16 protein-coding genes are annotated in these 17,779 nt (G+C 73.4%); 8 read left to right on the top strand and 8 right to left on the bottom strand.

Annotated elements, in window-relative coordinates:
* Positions 1-112: 112 nt before the first annotated feature.
* Both ML340_RS02465 and ML340_RS02470 read right to left on the bottom strand, forming a co-directional pair.
* A complete protein-coding gene (locus ML340_RS02465) occupies positions 113-1,888 on the bottom strand; it encodes a copper resistance system multicopper oxidase (RefSeq protein WP_240096333.1) in 1,776 nt (591 codons plus the stop codon).
* Positions 1,889-1,972: 84 nt separating this feature from the next.
* Positions 1,973-2,368 carry a CopL family metal-binding regulatory protein gene (locus tag ML340_RS02470; RefSeq protein ID WP_240096335.1) on the bottom strand — a complete coding sequence of 132 codons (396 nt, stop codon included), beginning with the start codon at positions 2,366-2,368 and terminating at the stop codon, positions 1,973-1,975.
* Between the two features lie 154 nt (positions 2,369-2,522).
* Here ML340_RS02470 and ML340_RS02475 point away from each other — a divergent pair, with 154 nt between their 5' ends.
* A complete protein-coding gene (locus ML340_RS02475; RefSeq protein ID WP_240096337.1) occupies positions 2,523-3,134 on the top strand; it encodes a hypothetical protein in 612 nt (203 codons plus the stop codon).
* 15 nt (positions 3,135-3,149) lie between these two features.
* Here ML340_RS02475 and ML340_RS02480 read toward each other — a convergent pair whose 3' ends face one another.
* From ML340_RS02480 to ML340_RS02490, 3 genes are read right to left on the bottom strand one after another with little or no spacing between them, the layout of a single operon-like run.
* Positions 3,150-4,502 carry a DNA recombination protein RmuC gene (locus ML340_RS02480; RefSeq protein ID WP_240096339.1) on the bottom strand — a complete coding sequence of 451 codons (1,353 nt, stop codon included), beginning with the start codon at positions 4,500-4,502 and terminating at the stop codon, positions 3,150-3,152.
* A 41-nt stretch (positions 4,503-4,543) separates the two neighbouring features.
* Positions 4,544-5,248 (bottom strand): VIT1/CCC1 transporter family protein, encoded by a 705-nt coding sequence (locus ML340_RS02485; protein WP_275672578.1) that lies wholly within the window; start codon positions 5,246-5,248, stop codon positions 4,544-4,546.
* 17 nt (positions 5,249-5,265) lie between these two features.
* Positions 5,266-6,435 carry a class I SAM-dependent rRNA methyltransferase gene (locus tag ML340_RS02490; RefSeq protein WP_240096341.1) on the bottom strand — a complete coding sequence of 390 codons (1,170 nt, stop codon included), beginning with the start codon at positions 6,433-6,435 and terminating at the stop codon, positions 5,266-5,268.
* Positions 6,436-6,670: 235 nt separating this feature from the next.
* Here ML340_RS02490 and ML340_RS02495 point away from each other — a divergent pair, with 235 nt between their 5' ends.
* The 3 genes from ML340_RS02495 to ML340_RS02505 all read left to right on the top strand — a co-directional run bounded on the left by ML340_RS02495 (position 6,671) and on the right by ML340_RS02505 (position 9,207).
* Positions 6,671-7,633, top strand: coding sequence for a TerC family protein (locus ML340_RS02495; protein WP_240096343.1), 963 nt, complete (start codon positions 6,671-6,673; stop codon positions 7,631-7,633).
* A 55-nt stretch (positions 7,634-7,688) separates the two neighbouring features.
* Positions 7,689-8,462, top strand: coding sequence for a rhomboid family intramembrane serine protease (locus ML340_RS02500; protein ID WP_240096345.1), 774 nt, complete (start codon positions 7,689-7,691; stop codon positions 8,460-8,462).
* A gap of 187 nt (positions 8,463-8,649) precedes the next feature.
* Complete coding sequence (locus ML340_RS02505; protein ID WP_240096347.1) at positions 8,650-9,207, top strand: porin family protein; 558 nt, start codon at positions 8,650-8,652, stop codon at positions 9,205-9,207.
* Between the two features lie 167 nt (positions 9,208-9,374).
* Here the strand turns inward: ML340_RS02505 and ML340_RS02510 are convergent, their stop codons facing one another.
* A complete protein-coding gene (locus ML340_RS02510) occupies positions 9,375-11,657 on the bottom strand; it encodes a TonB-dependent receptor (protein ID WP_240096349.1) in 2,283 nt (760 codons plus the stop codon).
* A gap of 193 nt (positions 11,658-11,850) precedes the next feature.
* Between ML340_RS02510 and ML340_RS02515 the strand changes: the two genes are divergently transcribed.
* The 4 genes from ML340_RS02515 (at position 11,851) to ML340_RS02530 (ending at position 16,538) form a co-directional block, all read left to right on the top strand.
* A complete protein-coding gene (locus ML340_RS02515) occupies positions 11,851-12,894 on the top strand; it encodes a patatin-like phospholipase family protein (RefSeq protein WP_425608267.1) in 1,044 nt (347 codons plus the stop codon).
* Between the two features lie 68 nt (positions 12,895-12,962).
* A complete protein-coding gene (locus ML340_RS02520; protein ID WP_240096353.1) occupies positions 12,963-14,477 on the top strand; it encodes an FAD-dependent oxidoreductase in 1,515 nt (504 codons plus the stop codon).
* 38 nt (positions 14,478-14,515) lie between these two features.
* The gene (gene phhA, locus ML340_RS02525; protein WP_240096356.1) at positions 14,516-15,406 is read left to right on the top strand and encodes a phenylalanine 4-monooxygenase; all 891 of its coding nucleotides are present in this window, start codon (positions 14,516-14,518) and stop codon (positions 15,404-15,406) included.
* 67 nt (positions 15,407-15,473) lie between these two features.
* Positions 15,474-16,538: a class 1 fructose-bisphosphatase gene (locus tag ML340_RS02530; protein WP_240096358.1), complete on the top strand. Its 1,065-nt coding sequence runs from the start codon at positions 15,474-15,476 to the stop codon at positions 16,536-16,538.
* Here ML340_RS02530 and ML340_RS02535 read toward each other — a convergent pair.
* Both ML340_RS02535 and ML340_RS02540 read right to left on the bottom strand, forming a co-directional pair.
* The gene (locus ML340_RS02535) at positions 16,513-16,956 is read right to left on the bottom strand and encodes a response regulator (protein WP_240096359.1); all 444 of its coding nucleotides are present in this window, start codon (positions 16,954-16,956) and stop codon (positions 16,513-16,515) included. The genes ML340_RS02530 and ML340_RS02535 overlap by 26 nt on opposite strands.
* Positions 16,953-17,756, bottom strand: a complete 804-nt coding sequence (locus tag ML340_RS02540; protein ID WP_240096361.1) for a sensor histidine kinase — start codon at positions 17,754-17,756, stop codon at positions 16,953-16,955. Before ML340_RS02540 ends, ML340_RS02535 begins: the two co-directional genes overlap by 4 nt.
* Positions 17,757-17,779 lie beyond the last annotated feature (23 nt).

A 17,779-nucleotide genomic window follows, 5' to 3' on the forward strand; every position in this document is an offset into this window, starting at 1 on the left:
TGCAGCGCAGGCCCGGGCGGCGATGCGGCCTGCCGGGCGGCGACCGGAGCCGCGGCCAGCGCGGCGGCGAGCGCGGCCGCCAGCGCCAGCGCGGCCGGGAGGCACGGCGCATTCATGGCTCCACCCGCACTTCCCGGAACATGCCGGATTCCATGTGGAAGAACAGGTGGCAGTGGTAGGCCCAGCGCCCGAGCGCGTCGGCGCGCACGCGGTAGCTGCGGCGGGTGCCGGGCGGCATGTCCACCGTGTGCTTGCGCAGATGGAAGCGGCCGTCGGCATCTTCCAGGTCGCTCCACAGCCCGTGCAGGTGGATCGGGTGGCTCATCATGGTGTCGTTGACCAGCACGATCCGCACGCGCTCGCCGTGGCGCAGGCGCAGCGGAGTGCTCTGCGCGAACTTGACGCCGTCGAACGACCATGCGAAGCGCTCCATGTGCCCGGTCAGGTGCAAGGTGAGTTCGCGCCCGGGCGCGCGGCCGTCCGGGTCCGGGAACAGGCTGCGCAGCGCGCCGTAGGTGGCCACCCGGCGCCCGTTGCCGCGCAGCCCGACCCCCGGATCGTCCAGGCGCGGCTGCGGGTCCATCGCCTGCATGTCCACCAGCGGATTGTCGGCAAGGCGCGCCGCGCCGGCCGCGGCATGCCCTGCGTGCCCGGCCTGGCCGGCGTGCGCCATCCCGGCGCCGCAGCCGCCCTCCATCCCCGCCATTCCGCCCATCGCCGCGCCGCCGCCGTGGCCCATGTCGGCCATGCGCAACAGAGGCCGCGGGTCGAGCGGCGGCACCGGGGCGCGCAGGCCGGGGCGGGTGGCGAGGGTGCCGGCGACCCAGCCGGTACGCGCCGCATCCTGCGCGAATACGGTGTAGGCCTCCTGCCCGCGCGGCTGCACGATCACGTCGTAGGTCTCGGCGACTGCGATGCGCAGTTCGTCGACCGTCAGCGGGTGCACGTACTGCCCGTCCACCGCCACGATCGTCATCTCCAGCCCGGGGATGCGCAGGTCGAAATAGGTCATCGCCGAGCCGTTGATCAGGCGCAGGCGCACGCGCTCGCCGGGGCGGAACAGCGCAGTCCAGTTGTCCGCCGCGGTGTGGCCGTTGAGCAGGTAGGTATAGGTGTGCGCGTTGACGTCGGACAGGTCGGTCGGGGTCATGCGCATGCGGCCCCAGGCCGCACGGTCGCGCAGGGTGGCGCGTAGCCCGTCGCGCCCGGCGTCGCGCAGGAAGTCGGCGACCGTGCGCTGGTAGGTGTTGTCGTAGCTCGGCATCTTCTTCAGCCGCGCCATCAGCGCCGCCGGCGGCAGGTCGGTCCAGTCGGACAGCATCAGCACGTAGTCGCGCTCGTACGCGAACGGCTCCGGTTCCAGCGGGTCGATGATCAGCGGCCCGTACAGCCCCGCCTGCTCCTGGTAACCGGAGTGGCTGTGGTACCAGTAGGTGCCGCTCTGGCGCACACGGAAGCGGTACAGGTAGCTCTCGCCGGGGCGGATGCCGTCGAAGCTCAGCCCGGGCACGCCGTCCATGTCCGCCGGCAGCAGGATGCCGTGCCAGTGGATCGAGGTGTCCGGGCCGTGGATCGCGCCGGGCGGCAGCGCGTTGCGCACGCGCAGGCGCACCTCGCTGCCCTCGCGCCAGCGCAGCACCGGGCCGGGCAGTTGGCCGCCGAGGGTCACCGCCGGGCGCGGGCGGCCGGTGAAATTCACCCAGGTCTCGCCCACGCTGAGGTCGAAGTCGGTGCCGGCGACCACGCCGGGCGCATCCGGCGCACGCAGGGTCCAGGCGGGGCGCGGCCACAGGGCCGCCAGGCCGGCGCCGGCCAGGCCCTGGACGAACCGGCGGCGGGTCAGGCCGGCCGCGGTGGGCGCGGCCGGCAACAGCAAACGGGCAGACATGCCGAAATCTCCTGAGAAAACGCACGGGTCAAGGCCGCGCGGCAGGCGCGGACGGACGGCGCGCAGGGCGCGCAGGGCCGTGCGTCAGGCGATCGGCGGGCGCAGCAGGCGCGCGGGCGGGGCGGCGGCCAATCCGCTGTGCGGCGGCGCCGGCGGGGCGGTCGCGGCCGACCCCGGCGCCGGCACGGGCAGCGGTGGCAGCAATGCGATCCCGGCATGCAGGCAGTCGCAGCCGGCGCGCCCGTGCTGCGCATGCGGGCACGGGCAGTCCGGCGCGTGCGCGGCGGGCGCCGGCGCGGCCGCATGGCAGGGCGGCACGGCGCCGGCACGCGCCTGTGCATGCGCATGTGCAGCAGGTGCTGATGGAGACGCCAGCGCGGCGGCGGCCATCCGGGTCGCGGCCATCGCCTGGGCGACGCCGCCCAGCACCAGGCTGAGCAGCAATAGGACGCGCAGCAGGGGCGGCAGCGCTCGGCGCATGCCGGCACTCTAGCCGATGCCGGCGCCGCACGCGGCGTCCGGCCCTGCCGGATGGCCGAGCCCTCCCCGCCGTTCGGCCGATGGTCGGCGCCTGCCGCGCCCGCCACACTGTCGCGCAGTCCCCGCTACGCCTGCCACCATGCCCGGATCGACGATGCCCGCTGCGACTGCCCTGCTGCTGGCCGGCCTGCTGCTGGCCGGCTGTGCCCGCGCCCCGGCCGCCGAGGACTCCGCTGCCGCACCGCCTGCCGCCGCGTCCTCCACACCCACGGCGGGCACCGGCGCGGGCGACGACCCCGAGCTGGCGGCGCTGCGGCGGCTGCATCCGCCGGAGGCCTGCCAGCTGCTGCCGGTCGCGCAGCTGGGCACCGTGTTCCCGGGCCAGAGCTTCAAGGTCCAGCAGGCGCTGCCGCCGCGCCTGAGTGGCTATGCCTGGGATTCCCGCTGCAGTTACGCGGCCGGGATCGGCAGCATCGCCCAGGCGCCGACCACCCCGACCCATACCGTGGACCTGTTCGTGCGCACCCCGGCCACGCCCGAGAAGGCGCGCGCCAACCTCGCCGAACGCCACCGCCAGGCGCTGACGACCACCGGCTACCAGCCGCTGCCGCAGCTGGGCGAGGACGCGCATGCAGTCAGCCAGACCGGGCTGGTCTCGGTCTGGCTGGTCAAGGGCGGCAGCGAGCTGCAGCTCAACGCCAGCGACATCCAGACCCCGAACGCGGAGAAGCTGCGCCGGCTGGTGGCGCTGGCGCAGGCGCTGTAACCCGGCGGACGCCGTTTACTCCGCCGGCGGCAGCGCCGGGTCGGCGGCCACGTCCACCTCGCGCAGGCTGCGCTCGATCGCGCGGGTGCGCACGCCGGTCTGCTCCAGCTGGCGGCTGGCCTGGTCGAGCTTGGCCTTGACGTTGTCGAGCACGTCGCCGAACTTGCCGAACTCGGTCTTGGCCTTCTCCAGGATCCGCCATACCTCGGCCGAGCGCTGCTCGATCGCCACCGTGCGGAAGCCGATCTGCAGGCTGGTCAGCAGCGCCAGCAGGGTGGTCGGGCCGGCCAGGGTGATGCGGTGCTCGCGCTGCATCGCCTCGAACAGCCCGGGCCGGCGCAGCACCTCCGCGTATAGCCCCTCGCTGGGCAGGAACATCACCGCGAACTCGGTGGTGTGCGGGGTGGCGACGTATTTGCGGATCTCGCGCGCCTGCAGCCGCACCGCGCGCTCCAGCGCCTCGCCGGCGGCGCGCACCGCCTCGCCGTCCGCGCGCTCCTGTGCGTCCAGCAGGCGCTCGTAGTCCTCGCGCGGGAACTTGGCGTCGATCGGCAGCCACACCGGACCGCCGCCACCGGTGCCGGGGAAGCGCACCGCGAACTCGACCCGGCGGTTGCTGCCGGGCACGGTCTCCACGTTGGCGGCGTACTGCTCCGGCGCGAATACCTGCTCCAGCAGCGCCGCCAACTGCACCTCGCCGAACACGCCGCGCGACTTCACGTTGGTCAGCACCCGCTGCAGGCCGCCGACGTCGGCCGCCAGCTTGCCCATCTCGCCCAGGCCCTGGTGCACCTGCGCCAGCATCCGCTGCACGCTGGCGAAGCTCTCGGTCAGGCGGGTCTCCAGGGTGGCATGCAGCTTCTCGTCCACGGTGGCGCGCATCTGTTCGAGCTTGCGCGCGTTGTCCTCGCGCATGCCGGTGAGCTGCTGCTCGAGGGTGGCGCGCAGCTCGCCCAGGCGCGCCTCGTTGCGCTGGGTGAGCTCGCGCAGGCCGGCCGCCAGCGCCTCGGCATGGCGCTGCTGCTGCTGTGCCAGTTCCTGGCGCGCGGCGCGCGCATCCTCGACCAGCGCCGCGCGCAGCGCCTCGAGGCGGGCATCGGTGCGCGCGGTCAGTTCGTCCAGGCGCGCGTCGGTGCCGGTCGCCACCGCCTGCAGCTGCAGGCCGAAGCCGTCGATGCGCTGGGCCTGCTGCAGGGCCAGACTGTCCAGCCGCCCGCGCAGGTCCTCGCGGGCGTCCTGCGCGTGCGCGCGCAGAGCCTGCGCCAGCGTGTCCTGTTGGCGGCGCGGGCCGCGCAGCAGCAATGCCAGTGCCACCAGCAGCAGCGCGGCATTCAAAATGAGCAGGACGATCGCGGCGGTAGTCGGCATCGTGGCAGTGTAGCCAGCGGCGGTCGCAGCGGCAGCGACGCTCAGCCGACCGCGACCCCGAACAGGCGCCCGATGCCGGCGGTCACCGCCAGCGCCAGCGCGCCCCACAGCAGCACCCGCCCGGCGCCGCGCCAGCCGTTGCCGCCGGCGATGCGCTCGGCCAGGTAGCCCATCAGCAGCAGCAGGAGCAGGGTGGCCGGCACGATCGCGGACGCCAGGCTGGCGGCCGGCCAGCGCCACGCCAGCAGCACCGGCGGCAGCGCGCCGGCGGTGAATGCCGCGGCCGAGGCCAGCGCGGCCTGCACCGGGCGCGCGCGCAAGCGGTCGTGGATGCCCAGCTCGTCGCGCAGGTGGGCGTCGAGGCCGTCGTGCGCGGTCAGCTGCTCGGCCACCTGGCGCGCCAGCGCCGGCGCTACCCCGCGCTGCACGTAGATCTGGGTCAGTTCCTCGAGCTCGGCCTCCGGATGCTCGTCCAGCGCGCGCGCTTCGATCCGCGCATCCGCCGCCTCCGCATCCGCCTGCGAGCTGACCGAGACGAATTCGCCGGCGGCCATCGACAGCGCGCCGGCCGCCATCCCGGCCAGGCCCGCAAGCAGGATCGCGTCCGCATGCGCGCGCGCGCTGGCCATGCCGAGCACCAGGCTGGCGGTCGAGATCAGGCCGTCGTTGGCGCCCAGCACCGCCGCGCGCAGCCAGCCGCCGTGCTGGCTGCGATGCGGCTCGGCGTGCGGATGCGGGATGTGCATGCGGCCTCCGGCGGGAGTCAGTCGAGCACGCGGCAGAATACTGCCTTCAGGTAGCGCGATTCCGGCACCTGCGCCAGCCACGGGTGGTCCGGGCCGGCACCGGCGACCTTCAGCACCTGCACCTTGCGGCCGGCGTAGAACGCGGCGCGGCGCAGCATGTCGAGGAACTGCTCCTCGCTGACCAGGCCGGTGCAGCTGAAGGTGGCGAACAACCCGCCGGGCCTCACCACCCCCAGCGCCAGCTTGTTCATGTCGAGGTACTTCTTGAGCGCGGCGATCACCTGCTCGCGGTCACGGGTCATCTTCGCCGGGTCCAGCACCACCAGGTCGAAGCGCTCGCCGTTGGCGGCCGCATCGCGCAGCCACGGGAAGATGTCGGCCTGCACGAAACGCGGGCGCACCTGGTTGAGCTGTGCGTTCTCGCGCGCGATCGCGATCACCGCCGGGTCGATGTCCACCCCGACCACTTCGGCCGCGCCGGCCACCGCCGCGTGCACCGCGAAGCCGCCGGTGTTGCAGCACAGGTCCAGCACCCGCCGGCCGGCGGCCTGTGCCGCGACCCAGCGCCGGTTCTCGCGCTGGTCGGCGAAGAAGCCCGTCTTGTGCGCGCCGGCCGGATCCGCGCGGAAGCGCACGCCGTACTCCTGCACCAGCGCCGGCGCAGTGCCCTGGGTGTCCTTGTAGTCGAAGCTCTCCTGCTTCTGCACGTGCTCGTCGGCGAAGCTGTGGAAGCGGCAGCCGGGGAAGTGCGCGCGCAGGGCGTCGAAGATGATGCTGCGGTGGCGCCAGGCGCCGGCGCTGAAGAACTCGACCACCAAGAGGTCGTCGTAGCGGTCCACCACCAGCCCGCTGAGGCCGTCGCCCTCGCTGTGGACCACGCGCCAGGCGGTGGAGACTTCGTCGAGCCGCAGGATGTCGCGGCGCAGGCGCACCGCCTCGCCGATCTTGCGCGCGAACCAGGCGGCGTCCACCGCCACGTCGGGGTCGCGCTCGAGCAGGCGCACGGCGATCCGCGAGTGGCCGTTGTAGAAGCCGCGCCCGACGAACGCGCCATCCACCCCGACCACCTCGACGATGCTGCCGGGCTTGGGCCGCTGCGCGGGCTTCTCGACCAGGCGCTGGAAGATCCACGGGTGGGTGGAGTTCCAGGCGTTCTTCAGCCGGATCACGGGCAGGGCGTCGGTCATCGGGCGCGGGGGTGGCGGGCGTAGGCGCGGGTGGGCTATTCTCGCGCAACCCGAAGGGGAGTAACTCCGCGCGCGGCGGTCGTCATGACGGGCCGGCATCCAGGCGATGCCGCCCCGGCCCCGCGGCAGGCCGCCGGCCTGCGAGTGAGACCTTCGCCTGCCGGCGAAGCGTGTCCCCTTCCTCCATGCCCGCGCATGGTCGCGCCCGCCGGCATCCCCAACGACGAGGATGCCCATGGAGACGATCGGTTCCCCCCTGCTGTGGACGGTGTTCGCCGGCGTGGTGCTGCTGGCGCTCTTGGCCGACCTGGTGCTGATGCGCCACGGCGGGCCGCACAAGGTGAGCTTCAAGGAGGCGGCGTGGTGGAGCACGGGCTGGGTCGCGCTGGCGCTGGCCTTCAACGCCTGGCTGTGGTGGCACGCTGGGCAGCGCTTCGGCGCCGCGGAAGGCGAGCGCATCGGCATGGAGTTCTTGACCGGCTACCTGGTCGAGAAGGCGCTGGCGGTCGACAACATCTTCGTGTTCCTGATGCTGTTCGGCTACTTCGCGGTGCCGGAGCTGCAGCGCCAGCGCGCGCTGGTGATCGGCATCATCGGCGCGATCGTGCTGCGCGCGCTGCTGATCTTCGCCGGCGCGCTGCTGCTGGCGAAATTCCACTGGATCCTCTACCTGTTCGGCGCCTTCCTGCTGTTCACCGGGGTGAAGATGTGGCGCGCGGCCGGCGAGGAGCCCGACCTCGACCGCAACCCGGTGCTGCGCTGGCTGACCGCGCACGTGCCGTTCGTGCGCCGCTACGTGGGCAGCGCGCTGTGGATCGGCCGCGGCAGCCGGCGCAAGTTCACCCCGCTGTTCATCGTGATCGCGATGATCGGCATCACCGACGTGATCTTCGCGGTGGATTCGATCCCGGCGATCTTCGCCATCACCGCCGATCCGTTCATCGTGCTGACCAGCAACGTGTTCGCGGTGCTGGGCCTGCGCGCGATGTTCTTCCTGCTGCAGGGCATGGCCGACCGCTTCCACCTGCTGCCCTACGGCCTGGCGCTGGTGCTGGTGTTCATCGGCGCCAAGATGCTGCTGGTGGACCTGTACAAGCCGCCGGTGCTGCTGGCGCTGGGCGTGGTGGCGGCGATCATCGGCACCACCATTGCCCTGAGCCTGCGCTTCCCGCCGGCCACGCGCTGCCCTCCCGGCTGAGGGCAGCGGCGCGCCGGCGCCTTGCGTCGGCGCCGACGCCCCCCACTTCGCTGCAATGGATCAGCCCGACCTGCCCGCCGTCCAACGCGACCGCCGCCGCCTGCGCCGCGCCGTGCTCGCCAGCGGCGGGTTCGTCCTCCTGCTCGGGGCCTGCTTCCTCGCCCAGCAGGCGTTCGACCCGACTGCGCTGACGGTGACCCCCGGCCGCCGCGCCGGCCTGCTCGGCGTGCTCACCGCACCGCTGCTGCACGGCTCGCCGGCGCACCTGCTGGCGAATGCGAGCGCGCTGCTGCTGCTCGGCACTCTGGCGCTGGTCGCCTACCCGCGCGCGAGCGTGCGCGCGCTGCCGCTGCTGTGGCTGGGCTCCGGCCTCGGGGCGTGGGCGCTGGGCGAGCCCGGCAGCCACCACCTCGGCGCCAGCGGGCTGACCCACGGCCTGCTGTTCCTGCTGTTCACGCTCGGGCTGCTGCGCCGCGACCGCGCCGCGCTGGCGGCGGCGATGCTGGCCTTCGCCTTCTACGGCGGGATGCTGCTGACCGTGCTGCCGCGCGAACCGGGGGTGTCCTGGCAGTCGCACCTGGGCGGCGCACTGGCCGGGATCCTCGCCGCACTCCTGTTCCGCCGCAGCGACCCGCCGCCCGTGCGCGCGCCCTACAGCTGGGAGCTGGAGGAGCAGCAGGCCGCGGCCGCGCGCGAACACGCCGCCGCGGACGCTGCGCAGTTCGAACCGCCCGCGCCGGCCGACGTGCCGGTGCTGTGGCAACGCCCCACGCCACCGGCGCAAGCAGGGGAGCGCAAGGTAGTGCCGCTGCGGCGGCCGCGGGAGTGAGCCGCGGCCCGGCGCCTCGCCCTGGCCTGGCAGTGTCGAGAGCACCCACGGCAAATCGGCCGCTCCGCATGGTCTGACACATCTGTGCCGCGAGCGGCCTGCCGAGCTTGGTCCTCGCGGCAGCAATCACTATGATGCACGCCCCGCCAGGACAGGCGGGATCGACCATCACAAAAGGAGTTACAACATGAAGAAGTCCCTGATGGCAGCCGCCGCCCTGATGCTGTGCGGACTGTCGGCCTCGGCCACCGCCGGCGATGGGTTCGTCCGCGCCGAGGTCGGCCAGAGCAAGGTCAAGGCGATCCTGGAGGACGTCGGCAGCTCGCATGACAAGGACACGGCGTATTCCCTGCGCGGCGGCTACTGGTTCAATCCGAACTTCGCTGCGGAAGCCAGCTACAGCCACTTCTACGACCGCCCCCTGTTCAAGGACGGTCAGGGCCGCGCGGACGGCAAGCTGTCTGCCATCGGTCTTGGCATGATCGCCAAGGAGCACGCCACCGAAACCGATCTCGGGTTTTTCGTGCAGCTGCGCGCCGGTATCGCCCGCAGCAAGTTCTCGATCCGGTCCACGCAAGGCAACGACAGCGAGACTTCCAACCGGCCCTACTATGGCATCGGCGCCGGCTACGACTTCAGCAAGACCTTCGGCGTCAGCCTGAATTACGACCACAACCGGGCGTCTGTTGGCGCACTGCGCCTGCGCACCAACACCCTTTCGCTGGGCCTGGAAGCCCGCTTCTGATCCTGTTGCCGCTGACCCGGCCACAAGCGCCACCGCCACCGCAAGGTGGCGGTGGCGCCATGGGATCGGCCGATTCCATGCCGTGCCCGCATGAATGCCAAACGCGGTAGCCAGCACACCCCGCACACGCGCTGCTCGCCCGCGCGTGTGCGCGGGCCCCGCGCCGGTCAGAACTTGACGCTCAGCTGCACGCCCCAGATACGCGGCTCGTTGAGCATCCCGGTCAGGTTGTTGAAGTCGATCCCGGAGGTGGCGTACATCGTGTTGGTGATGTTGCGCCCGAACAGCGCCAGCTCGCGCTGGCCGTCCTGCCAGCTGTAGCCGACGCGCAGGCCGCCCTCGACCATCGGCCGGCTGCGGAACGACACCGACTCGTACAGGAAGAAGTTGGCCGAACTCTTGTAGGCCCAGTCGGTGAGCACGTACAGCTCGCCGCCGGCGAGCGGCACGCCGTAGCGCGCGGTCATGTTGGCCACGTACTTGGGCGCCTGCGGCAGCGGGTTGCCGTCGAGCAGGAAGGTGCCCGGGCGCGCCGGGTCCGGGTTGGCCGGGTCGCGCACGCCGCACAGGTCGAGCACGCAGCCGAACACCGCCAGGGTCGGGTCCTGGATGCGGGTGTCGTTGAGGCTGGCGCCGGCGGTCACGTACAGCGCGTCGGTCAGCTGCGCCTCGAGGTCCAGCTCCAGGCCCTGGCCGCGCGCGCGGCGCGCGTTGACCAGGCGGGCGACGTTGGCGTCGCCGCCGACCGCGGTCAGCTGCAGGTCGCGCACCTGGTAGTGGAACGCGGCCAGGCCCAGGCGCACGCGGTTGTCCCACAGCTGGCTCTTCAGGCCCAGTTCGAGCGAGCGCACCTTCTCCGAGTCGGCGACCGTCACCAGTTGGCTGGCCGGCAGGCTGGCGTCGGCGAACAGCAGCCGGCCCTGCACGCTGGGCGCGCGGAAGCCGGTCGCCACCCGCAGGTAGACGTTGGTCGCCGGGCTGAGCTGGTACAGCGCGCTGGCGTCGCCGCTGAGGTTGCTGCCGCGCGGGCTGACGTGGATCGGCGCGATCGGCGGGCCGAACGGCCCGGTCACCCGCTGCGCGGTGAAGTCCTTGCTGTCGCGGGTGTAGCGCAACCCGCCGCGCAGCTTGAGCGCCGCGGTCAGGTCGTAGTCGCCGGAGGCGAACACCGCCCACGCGGTATTGTCCTGGCGCTGGGTGGCATAGCCGGTCTGCGGGCCGCCGAAGCCGTCGTAGGAGAAGCTGTCGATGCGGATGCGCTCGTTGAACCAGAACGCGCCGGCCTGCCAGTCGAAGCGGCCCCAGTCGTTGGATTCGACCCGCACCTCCTGGCTGAGCTGGCGGTGGTACGGCAGGCCGTCGGCGGATTCCGCCGGGAACAGCGCCTGCCCCGGCAGCAGCGGCGGGAACACGTACACCGAGCCGCCGTCGATGTCGCCGCGGCTGTAGACCTTGACGTGCTCGTAGCCGGAGATGGCGTGCACGGTCACCCGCCCGAGGTCCCATTGCATGCGCAGGCTGGCGCCGTCGCCGTCGAGGTGCTGGGTGTTGGCCGCGTCCAGGCTGACCTGGTCGCGGCGCAGGCCGGGGGCCAGGCGGTTGCCGCCGGGCGCGATCGCACCGGCGCGGAACACCCGCGCGGTGCCGTCGAGCTTGCGCACGTGCACGTTGGCCAGCGCCTCGAAGGTGTCCGAAGGCTGCCACAGCAGCTGCAGGCGGGCGGCGGTCTCGCGGTAGCCCTCCAGGTCCTTGCCGCGGCCGTTGTAGAGGTTGTCGATCCAGTTGTCGCGGCGCTGGTGCAGCAGCGACACCCGCGCCGACAGGGTCGGCGCCAGCGCGCCGGTCAGCGCGCCCTCGAGGTTGGCGGTGCCGTAGGTGCCGTAGCCGAGCCGCGCGTAGCCGCCGAAGGTCTGCTCCGGGCGCGCCGAGCTGAAACGGATCACGCCGGCCGGCGAGTTGCGCCCGAACAGGGTGCCCTGCGGGCCGCGGTACATCTCGACCGCGGCCATGTCGAACATCGGGAAGCCCTTCAGGATCGGGTTCTCCTGCACGACGTCGTCGTACACCAGCGACACCGGCTGGCTGGCGTTGAGGTCGAAGTCGGTGTTGCCCAGCCCGCGGATGTAGAAGCGCGGGAAGGCGCGCCCGAACGAGGACTCGATGTTCAGGCTCGGCAGCCGCGCCGACAGCACGCGCACGTCCTCGCCGGCGGCGTCGTAGGCGGTCAGGGTCTCGCCGTCGACCACGGTGATCGCGATCGGCACGTCCTGGATGTTCTCGACCCGGCGCTCGGCGGTCACCTGCACGGCATCGAGGGTGACCGCCTTGCGCGCGGCCGGGTCCTCGGCGGCGGGGGCGCTCTGCGCATGGGCGAGCGGCGGCAGGGCGAGCGCGCAGGCCAGCGCGAGCGGATGCAGCGCGCGGCGCGCCGCGGTGGACGGCTTGGACATGGCAGGATTCCCCGGGGGTGGGCGCGACAGGCGGCGCAAGGGCCCCCTCGCGCCGGCCGCCATTGTTCCAGAACGATGACGCGCACACCACCGCGGGATGACAGCGGGTGCCGCGCGCACGTTGGCCGGCGGTTCGGGTGGGCCGGGCTAAGCTGCCGCGTCCTTGGGTTCCATCCTCCTCCGCATGCGTCCGATCCCCGCGCCGCCGCTGCTCCCGGCCCTGCTGACCGGCCTGCTGGCCGGGTTGCTGGCGGCCTGCGCCAGCACGCCGAAGGCCCCGCCCGCGGCCGCCACGCCGCCTGCCGCCCCAGCGGTCGCGGTGCCGCCGGTCAAAGTCGGGCTGGCCCTCGGCGGCGGCGCCGCCAAGGGCTTCGCCCACATCGGGGTGATCAAGATGCTGGAGGCCAACGGCATCCGCCCGGCGGTGGTGGCCGGTACCAGCGCCGGCAGCGTGGTCGGCGCGCTCTATGCCGGCGGCATGGATGCCTATGCCCTGCAGGAGAAGGCGGTGGCACTGGACGAGGCCAGCATCCGCGACGTCAGCCTGTTCGGCGGCGGGCTGGTGAAGGGCCAGAAGCTGCAGGACTACGTCAACCGCGAGGTCGGCGGGCGCCCGATCGAGCGCCTGGCCAAGCCGTTCGCGGCGGTGGCGACCCGGCTCGAGGACGGTGAGCGCACCGTGTTCGTGCGCGGCAACACCGGGCAGGCGGTGCGCGCCTCCAGCGCCATCCCCGGGGTGTTCGAGGCGGTGCCGATCGACAAGTCGCATTACGTCGACGGCGGGGTGGTCAGCCCGGTGCCGGTGGACGCCGCGCGCGCGCTGGGCGCCGACCTGGTGATCGCGGTGGACATCTCCAGCAAGGCCAACGGCAAGGCCAGCCCGGACAGCATGCTCGGCAACCTCGGCCAGAGCCTGAAGATCATGGGCGCGCGCCTGGCCGCGCAGGAGCTGGCGCGCGCCGACGTGGTGATCCGCCCGGCGGTGAACGACATCGGCCCGGCCGATTTCGCCCAGCGCCAGCGCGCCATCCTCGAGGGCGAACGCGCCGCCCAGGCGGCGCTGCCGCAGATCCGCGCCAAGATCGCCGCGCTGCAGGCGCAGCGGCTGGCGCAGGCGCGCGCACAGGCCGAGGCGCGCGCCGCGCAGCAGCGCGAGGCCGAGCGCCAGGCCCGCTGCGCGCGCCAGAGCGGCTGGCTGGACCGGCTGCGGCGCGATCCGGACTGCCGCGGCGGCTGAGCTGCCTTCACGCCGGCCACAGGCGGCGGCGGGCACAGTCGCGGCCACCCTGCCGCGGAGCCATACCCATGGGCGATGCCACCCCCGCCAGCGGTCCCGACCTGCGCCAGGGCGTACCGCTGGCCGACATCCCGCCGGAGGGCGTGTTCGCCGGCCAGGTCGACGGCGAGCCGGTGCTGTTGGCCTGGGTCGACGGCCGCATGCACGCGGTCTCCGGCCGCTGCAGCCACTACGGGGCGCCGCTGGCGGAGGGCCTGCGCCGCGGCGATGTCATCCACTGCCCGTGGCACCACGCCTGCTTCCGCCTGCGCGACGGCGCCGCGCTCAAGGCCCCGGCGTTCGCCGACCTGCCGTGCTGGCAGGTCGAGGAGCGCGACGGGCTGGCCTACGTGCGCGGCCGCGACGACGACGCCCATCCCCGCCCGCGCGCGCGGCGCGGGCGCGAAGACCCGGAGCGGATCGCGATCGTCGGCGCCGGCGCCGCCGGCTACGCCGCCGCGGTGCAGCTGCGCGCGCTCGGCTATGCCGGCGCGATCGACCTGTTCGGCGCCGACCCGGAGCCGCCCTACGACCGCCCCAACCTGTCCAAGGACTACCTGGCCGGCACCGCGCCGGCCGAGTGGATCCCGCTGCAGGGCCCGGACTTCTACGCCGAGCAGGGCATCCGCCTGCACCTGGGCCGCGCGATCACCGCACTGGACCAGCACTGGCGGCAGCTGACCGACGCGCATGGGGACAAGTTCGGCTACGAGCGCCTGCTGCTGGCGCCGGGCGCGGTCCCGAACCGGCTGCCGCTGCCCGGCTTCGACGCCGCCAACGTGTGCGTGCTGCGCAGCCTGGCCGATGCCGATGCCCTGCTGGCGCGGATCGCGCACGCGCGCCGGGTGGTGCTGGTCGGCGCCGGCTTCATCGGGCTGGAAGCCGCGGCCGCGCTGCGTGCCCGCGGGCTCGCGGTGGAGGTGGTCGCGCCGGAGCCGCTGCCGCTGGGCGGCGTGCTCGGCGAGGTGCTGGCCCGGGACCTGCTGCGCCGGCACCGCGAACACGGGGTGGCGTTCCATCTGGGACGCAAGCCGCAGGCGTTCGACGGCGGCGCGCTGGTGCTGGACGACGGCAGCCGGCTGGACTGCGACGCGCTGCTGCTCGGGGTCGGGGTCAAGCCGGATCTCGCCCTCGCGCGCGCCGCCGGGCTGGCGGTGGAGGACGGCATCGTGGTCGACGCCACCCTGCAGACCTCGGTTCCCGGCATCTACGCCGCCGGCGACGCCGCGCGCTTCCCCTACCGCGGGCAACCGGCGCGGGTCGAGCACTGGGTGCACGCGCAGCGCCAGGGCCAGGTCGCCGCCGCCAACCTGCTCGGCGCCGGCCAGGCCTTCACCGATCCGCCGTTCTTCTGGACCCACCACTACGGCACCGACCTGCGCTACCTCGGGCTCGGCCGCGGGTTCGACCGGGTCGAGGTGGACGGCGATCCGGCCGCGGACGACTGCCTGGTGCGCTATTTCCGGGGCGACACCCTGCTGGCGGCGGCCGCGATCGGGCGCGACCGCGCCCTGCTGGAACTGGAACCGGCGCTGCGCGGCTGAGGCCGCCGGGCATGCCGCATCGGCGTAGACTTGGCCCCATGAACAGCACGCCGCGCCGGGTCGAGAACCTGCACACCGACAAGGGCAAGGTGCCGGTGTATGCCACCGGCGTGGTCGAACAGCCGTGGGACGACTACCGCCCCGCCGACCATGGCGTCTGGCGGCAGCTGTACGAACGCCAGCGCGCGCTGCTGGTGGGGCGTGCCTGCGACGAGTTCCTGCAGGCGCAGGACGCGATGGGGATGACCCCGGACCGCATCCCGAAGTTCGCCGACATCAACCGCGTGCTCGAGCGCGCGACCGGCTGGACCCTGATCGGCGTCGAAGGGCTGCTGCCGGAGCTGGACTTCTTCGACCACCTCGCGCGCCGCCGCTTCCCGGTGACCTGGTGGATCCGGCGCCCGGACCAGGTCGACTATATCGAGGAACCGGACCTGTTCCACGACCTGTTCGGGCACGTGCCGCTGCTGATGAACCCGCTATTCGCCGACTACATGCAGGCCTACGGCCGCGGCGGGCTGAAGGCGCACGCGATCGGCCCGGAGGCGCTGCAGCAGCTGACCCGGCTGTACTGGTACACGGTCGAGTTCGGGCTGATCCGCCAGCACGACGGGCTGCGCATCTACGGCAGCGGGATCGTCTCCAGCAAGGGCGAGTCGCTGTACTGCCTGGACAGCCCGGCGCCGAACCGGATCGGCTTCGACCTGGAGCGGATCATGCGCACCCGCTACCGGATCGACACCTACCAGAAAACCTACTTCGTGATCGACAGCTTCGCCCAGCTGATGGACGCGACGGGCCCGGACTTCACCCCGATCTACGCGCGGCTGGCGGCGCAGCCGGCGATCGCGGCCGGCGCGGTGCTGCCGGGCGACCGCGTCCTGCAGCGCGGCAGCGGCGAGGGCTGGGCCGCCGACGGCGACGTCTGAGGCGGTTCCGCCGGCGGCGGCGATCCCTGACAATGGCGCCCGCCTTCCGCCCGTGCGAGCGCCCGCGATGTCCGACGACGGCCACATCTCCCTGACCCGGTTCCTGATCGAGGAGCAGCGCGCCGGGCACGTCAACGCCGACCTGCGCCTGCTGGTGGAGGTGGTGGCACGCGCCTGCAAGCGGATCGCGATCGCGATCGGCAAGGGCGCGCTCGGCGGCGTGCTCGGCGAGGCCGGCGCGCCCGGCGAGACCCGCCTCAACGTGCAGGGCGAGGCGCAGAAGAAGCTGGACGTGCTCAGCAACGAAATCCTGCTCGAGGCCAACGCCTGGGGCGGGCACCTGGCGGGCCTGGCCTCCGAGGAGATGGAGCTGCCGCACCCGATCCCGGACGTGTACCCGCGCGGCAACTACCTGCTGGTCTTCGACCCGCTGGACGGCTCGTCCAACATCGACGTCAACGTCTCGGTCGGCACCATCTTCTCGGTGCTGCGCTGCCCGGACGGGGTGACCCAGCCGCAGGCCGCGCACTTCCTGCAACCCGGCCGCGCCCAGGTCGCCGCCGGCTACTGCGTGTACGGGCCGAGCACCCAGCTGGTGCTCAGCGTCGGCCACGGCACCCACGCCTTCACCCTCGACCGCGAGGTCGGCAGCTTCGTGCTCACCACCCGCGGCATGCGCATCCCGGAGGAGACCGCCGAGTTCGCGGTCAACCTGTCCAACCAGCGCCACTGGGAGGCGCCGATGCAGGCCTACGTGGCCGACCTGCTGGCCGGCAAGGACGGCCCACGCGGCAAGGACTTCAACCTGCGCTGGGTGGCCAGCATGGTCGCCGACGTGCACCGCATCCTCACCCGCGGCGGCCTGTTCGCCTATCCGCTCGACCGCAAGTGCGCGGCCCAGGGCGGCAAGCTGCGCCTGCTGTACGAGGCCAACCCGATGGCGCTGCTGGTCGAGCAGGCCGGCGGCGCCGCCAGCACCGGGCGCGCGCCGCTGCTGGACTTGGCACCGCAGGCGCTGCACCAGCGGGTGCCGGTGTTCCTGGGCTCGCGGATCGAGGTGGAGACCGCGGTGGCCTACCACCGCGCTGCCGATGCCGCCGCCGCGCTCAGCCCCGGCACGGCGGCTGGTTGAGCACCAGCCAGTACAGCCCGATCTGGCGCACCACCTCGACGAAGCGCTCGAACTCGACCGGCTTCTGGATGTAGCTGTTGGCGCCCAGCTCGTAGACCACGTCCACGTCCACCGGCTCGGCGCTGGTGGTCAGCACCACCACCGGCAGGCTGCGGGTGGCCGGGTTCGCGCGGATCGCCTGCAGCACCTCGCGCCCGTTGCGCTTGGGCAGGTTGAGGTCGAGCAGCACCACCGCCGGCAGGTCGGCCGGGTCGCGCCCGGCGAAGGCCCCCTGGGCGAACAGGTAGTCCAGCGCCTGCGCGCCGTCGGTGACCACCTGCAGGCGGTGGTCGCTGCCGGCCTCGGCGAACGCGATCCGGGTCAGCTCAACGTCGTCGGGGTTGTCCTCGACCAGCAGGATGTCGCGGCTGTGGGTCATGGGGCGTCGGCGGGGGCGGGGTCCGGGGCGAGGTCGCGCGCCGTCGCCCATACGGGCGAGTCGGGGCCACCGGCGTCGGCGGGGGCGGGGTCCGGGGCGAGGTCGCGCACTGTCACATGGAAGCAGGCGCCGCCGCCAGCCCCCGCCTCCGCCCAGGCCTCGCCGCCGTGGCGGCGCGCGGCGGCGCGCACGATCGCCAGCCCGAGGCCGTCGCCGGCCCCCTGCTCGTGGCCGTGCAGGCGCTGGAACGGCACGAACAGGCGCACGGCGTCGGCCGCCTCGAAGCCGATGCCGTGGTCGCGCAGGTCGAGCGCGACCGCACCGTCCTCGCGGCGGGCGTGCAGCTCGACCCGCGCCGGCTGCGCCGGCTGTGCGAACTGGCGGGCATTGGCCAGCAGCTCGGCGAGGATGCGCCGCACCAGGGTCTCGTCGCCGGTCAGCGGCACGTCGGCCTCTAGATGCAGCTCCAGCGCCGGCCCCGGCGTCAGGTCCTGCAGCTCGGCCGCGGTCCATTCCGCCAGCAGCGGCAGGTCCAGCGGCTGCGGGCGCAGCGCGCGCTGCTCGATCCGCAGCAGCGCCACCAGCTTCTCGACCAGCCGCTCCATGCGCGCGGCGGCAGCGCGGATCCGGGCCGCGTGCGCGGCGGTGTCGGGGCCGTCCGGCGCGCGTTCGATCTGGCGTGCGAAGCCGTCGATCGCGCGCAGCGGCGCGCGCAGGTCGTGCGCCAGCGCGGACGCCAGCGCCTCCGGCCCGAGCACGGGGTCGCCGGGGGCAGGCGGCAGCGGGGCGGGATCGGACATGCCCGCAGTCTAGGCCGCGGGCG

The sequence above is a fragment of the Thermomonas flagellata genome (assembly GCF_022419185.1).
Classification (GTDB): domain Bacteria; phylum Pseudomonadota; class Gammaproteobacteria; order Xanthomonadales; family Xanthomonadaceae; genus Thermomonas; species Thermomonas flagellata.

Excerpts from the sequence above, each read along its gene's own strand:
- phhA (WP_240096356.1), top strand. The coding sequence starts at position 14,516 with ATGAACAGCACGCCGCGCCGGGTCGAGAACCTGCACACCGACAAGGGC.
- ML340_RS02465 (WP_240096333.1), bottom strand. The coding sequence starts at position 1,888 with ATGTCTGCCCGTTTGCTGTTGCCGGCCGCGCCCACCGCGGCCGGCCTG.
- ML340_RS02520 (WP_240096353.1), top strand. The coding sequence starts at position 12,963 with ATGGGCGATGCCACCCCCGCCAGCGGTCCCGACCTGCGCCAGGGCGTA.
- ML340_RS02535 (WP_240096359.1), bottom strand. The coding sequence starts at position 16,956 with ATGACCCACAGCCGCGACATCCTGCTGGTCGAGGACAACCCCGACGAC.
- ML340_RS02490 (WP_240096341.1), bottom strand. The coding sequence starts at position 6,435 with ATGACCGACGCCCTGCCCGTGATCCGGCTGAAGAACGCCTGGAACTCC.
- ML340_RS02500 (WP_240096345.1), top strand. The coding sequence starts at position 7,689 with ATGGATCAGCCCGACCTGCCCGCCGTCCAACGCGACCGCCGCCGCCTG.
- ML340_RS02480 (WP_240096339.1), bottom strand. The coding sequence starts at position 4,502 with ATGCCGACTACCGCCGCGATCGTCCTGCTCATTTTGAATGCCGCGCTG.
- ML340_RS02485 (WP_275672578.1), bottom strand. The coding sequence starts at position 5,248 with ATGCACATCCCGCATCCGCACGCCGAGCCGCATCGCAGCCAGCACGGC.
- ML340_RS02505 (WP_240096347.1), top strand. The coding sequence starts at position 8,650 with ATGAAGAAGTCCCTGATGGCAGCCGCCGCCCTGATGCTGTGCGGACTG.
- ML340_RS02470 (WP_240096335.1), bottom strand. The coding sequence starts at position 2,368 with ATGCGCCGAGCGCTGCCGCCCCTGCTGCGCGTCCTATTGCTGCTCAGC.
- ML340_RS02510 (WP_240096349.1), bottom strand. The coding sequence starts at position 11,657 with ATGTCCAAGCCGTCCACCGCGGCGCGCCGCGCGCTGCATCCGCTCGCG.
- ML340_RS02475 (WP_240096337.1), top strand. The coding sequence starts at position 2,523 with ATGCCCGCTGCGACTGCCCTGCTGCTGGCCGGCCTGCTGCTGGCCGGC.
- ML340_RS02530 (WP_240096358.1), top strand. The coding sequence starts at position 15,474 with ATGTCCGACGACGGCCACATCTCCCTGACCCGGTTCCTGATCGAGGAG.
- ML340_RS02540 (WP_240096361.1), bottom strand. The coding sequence starts at position 17,756 with ATGTCCGATCCCGCCCCGCTGCCGCCTGCCCCCGGCGACCCCGTGCTC.
- ML340_RS02495 (WP_240096343.1), top strand. The coding sequence starts at position 6,671 with ATGGAGACGATCGGTTCCCCCCTGCTGTGGACGGTGTTCGCCGGCGTG.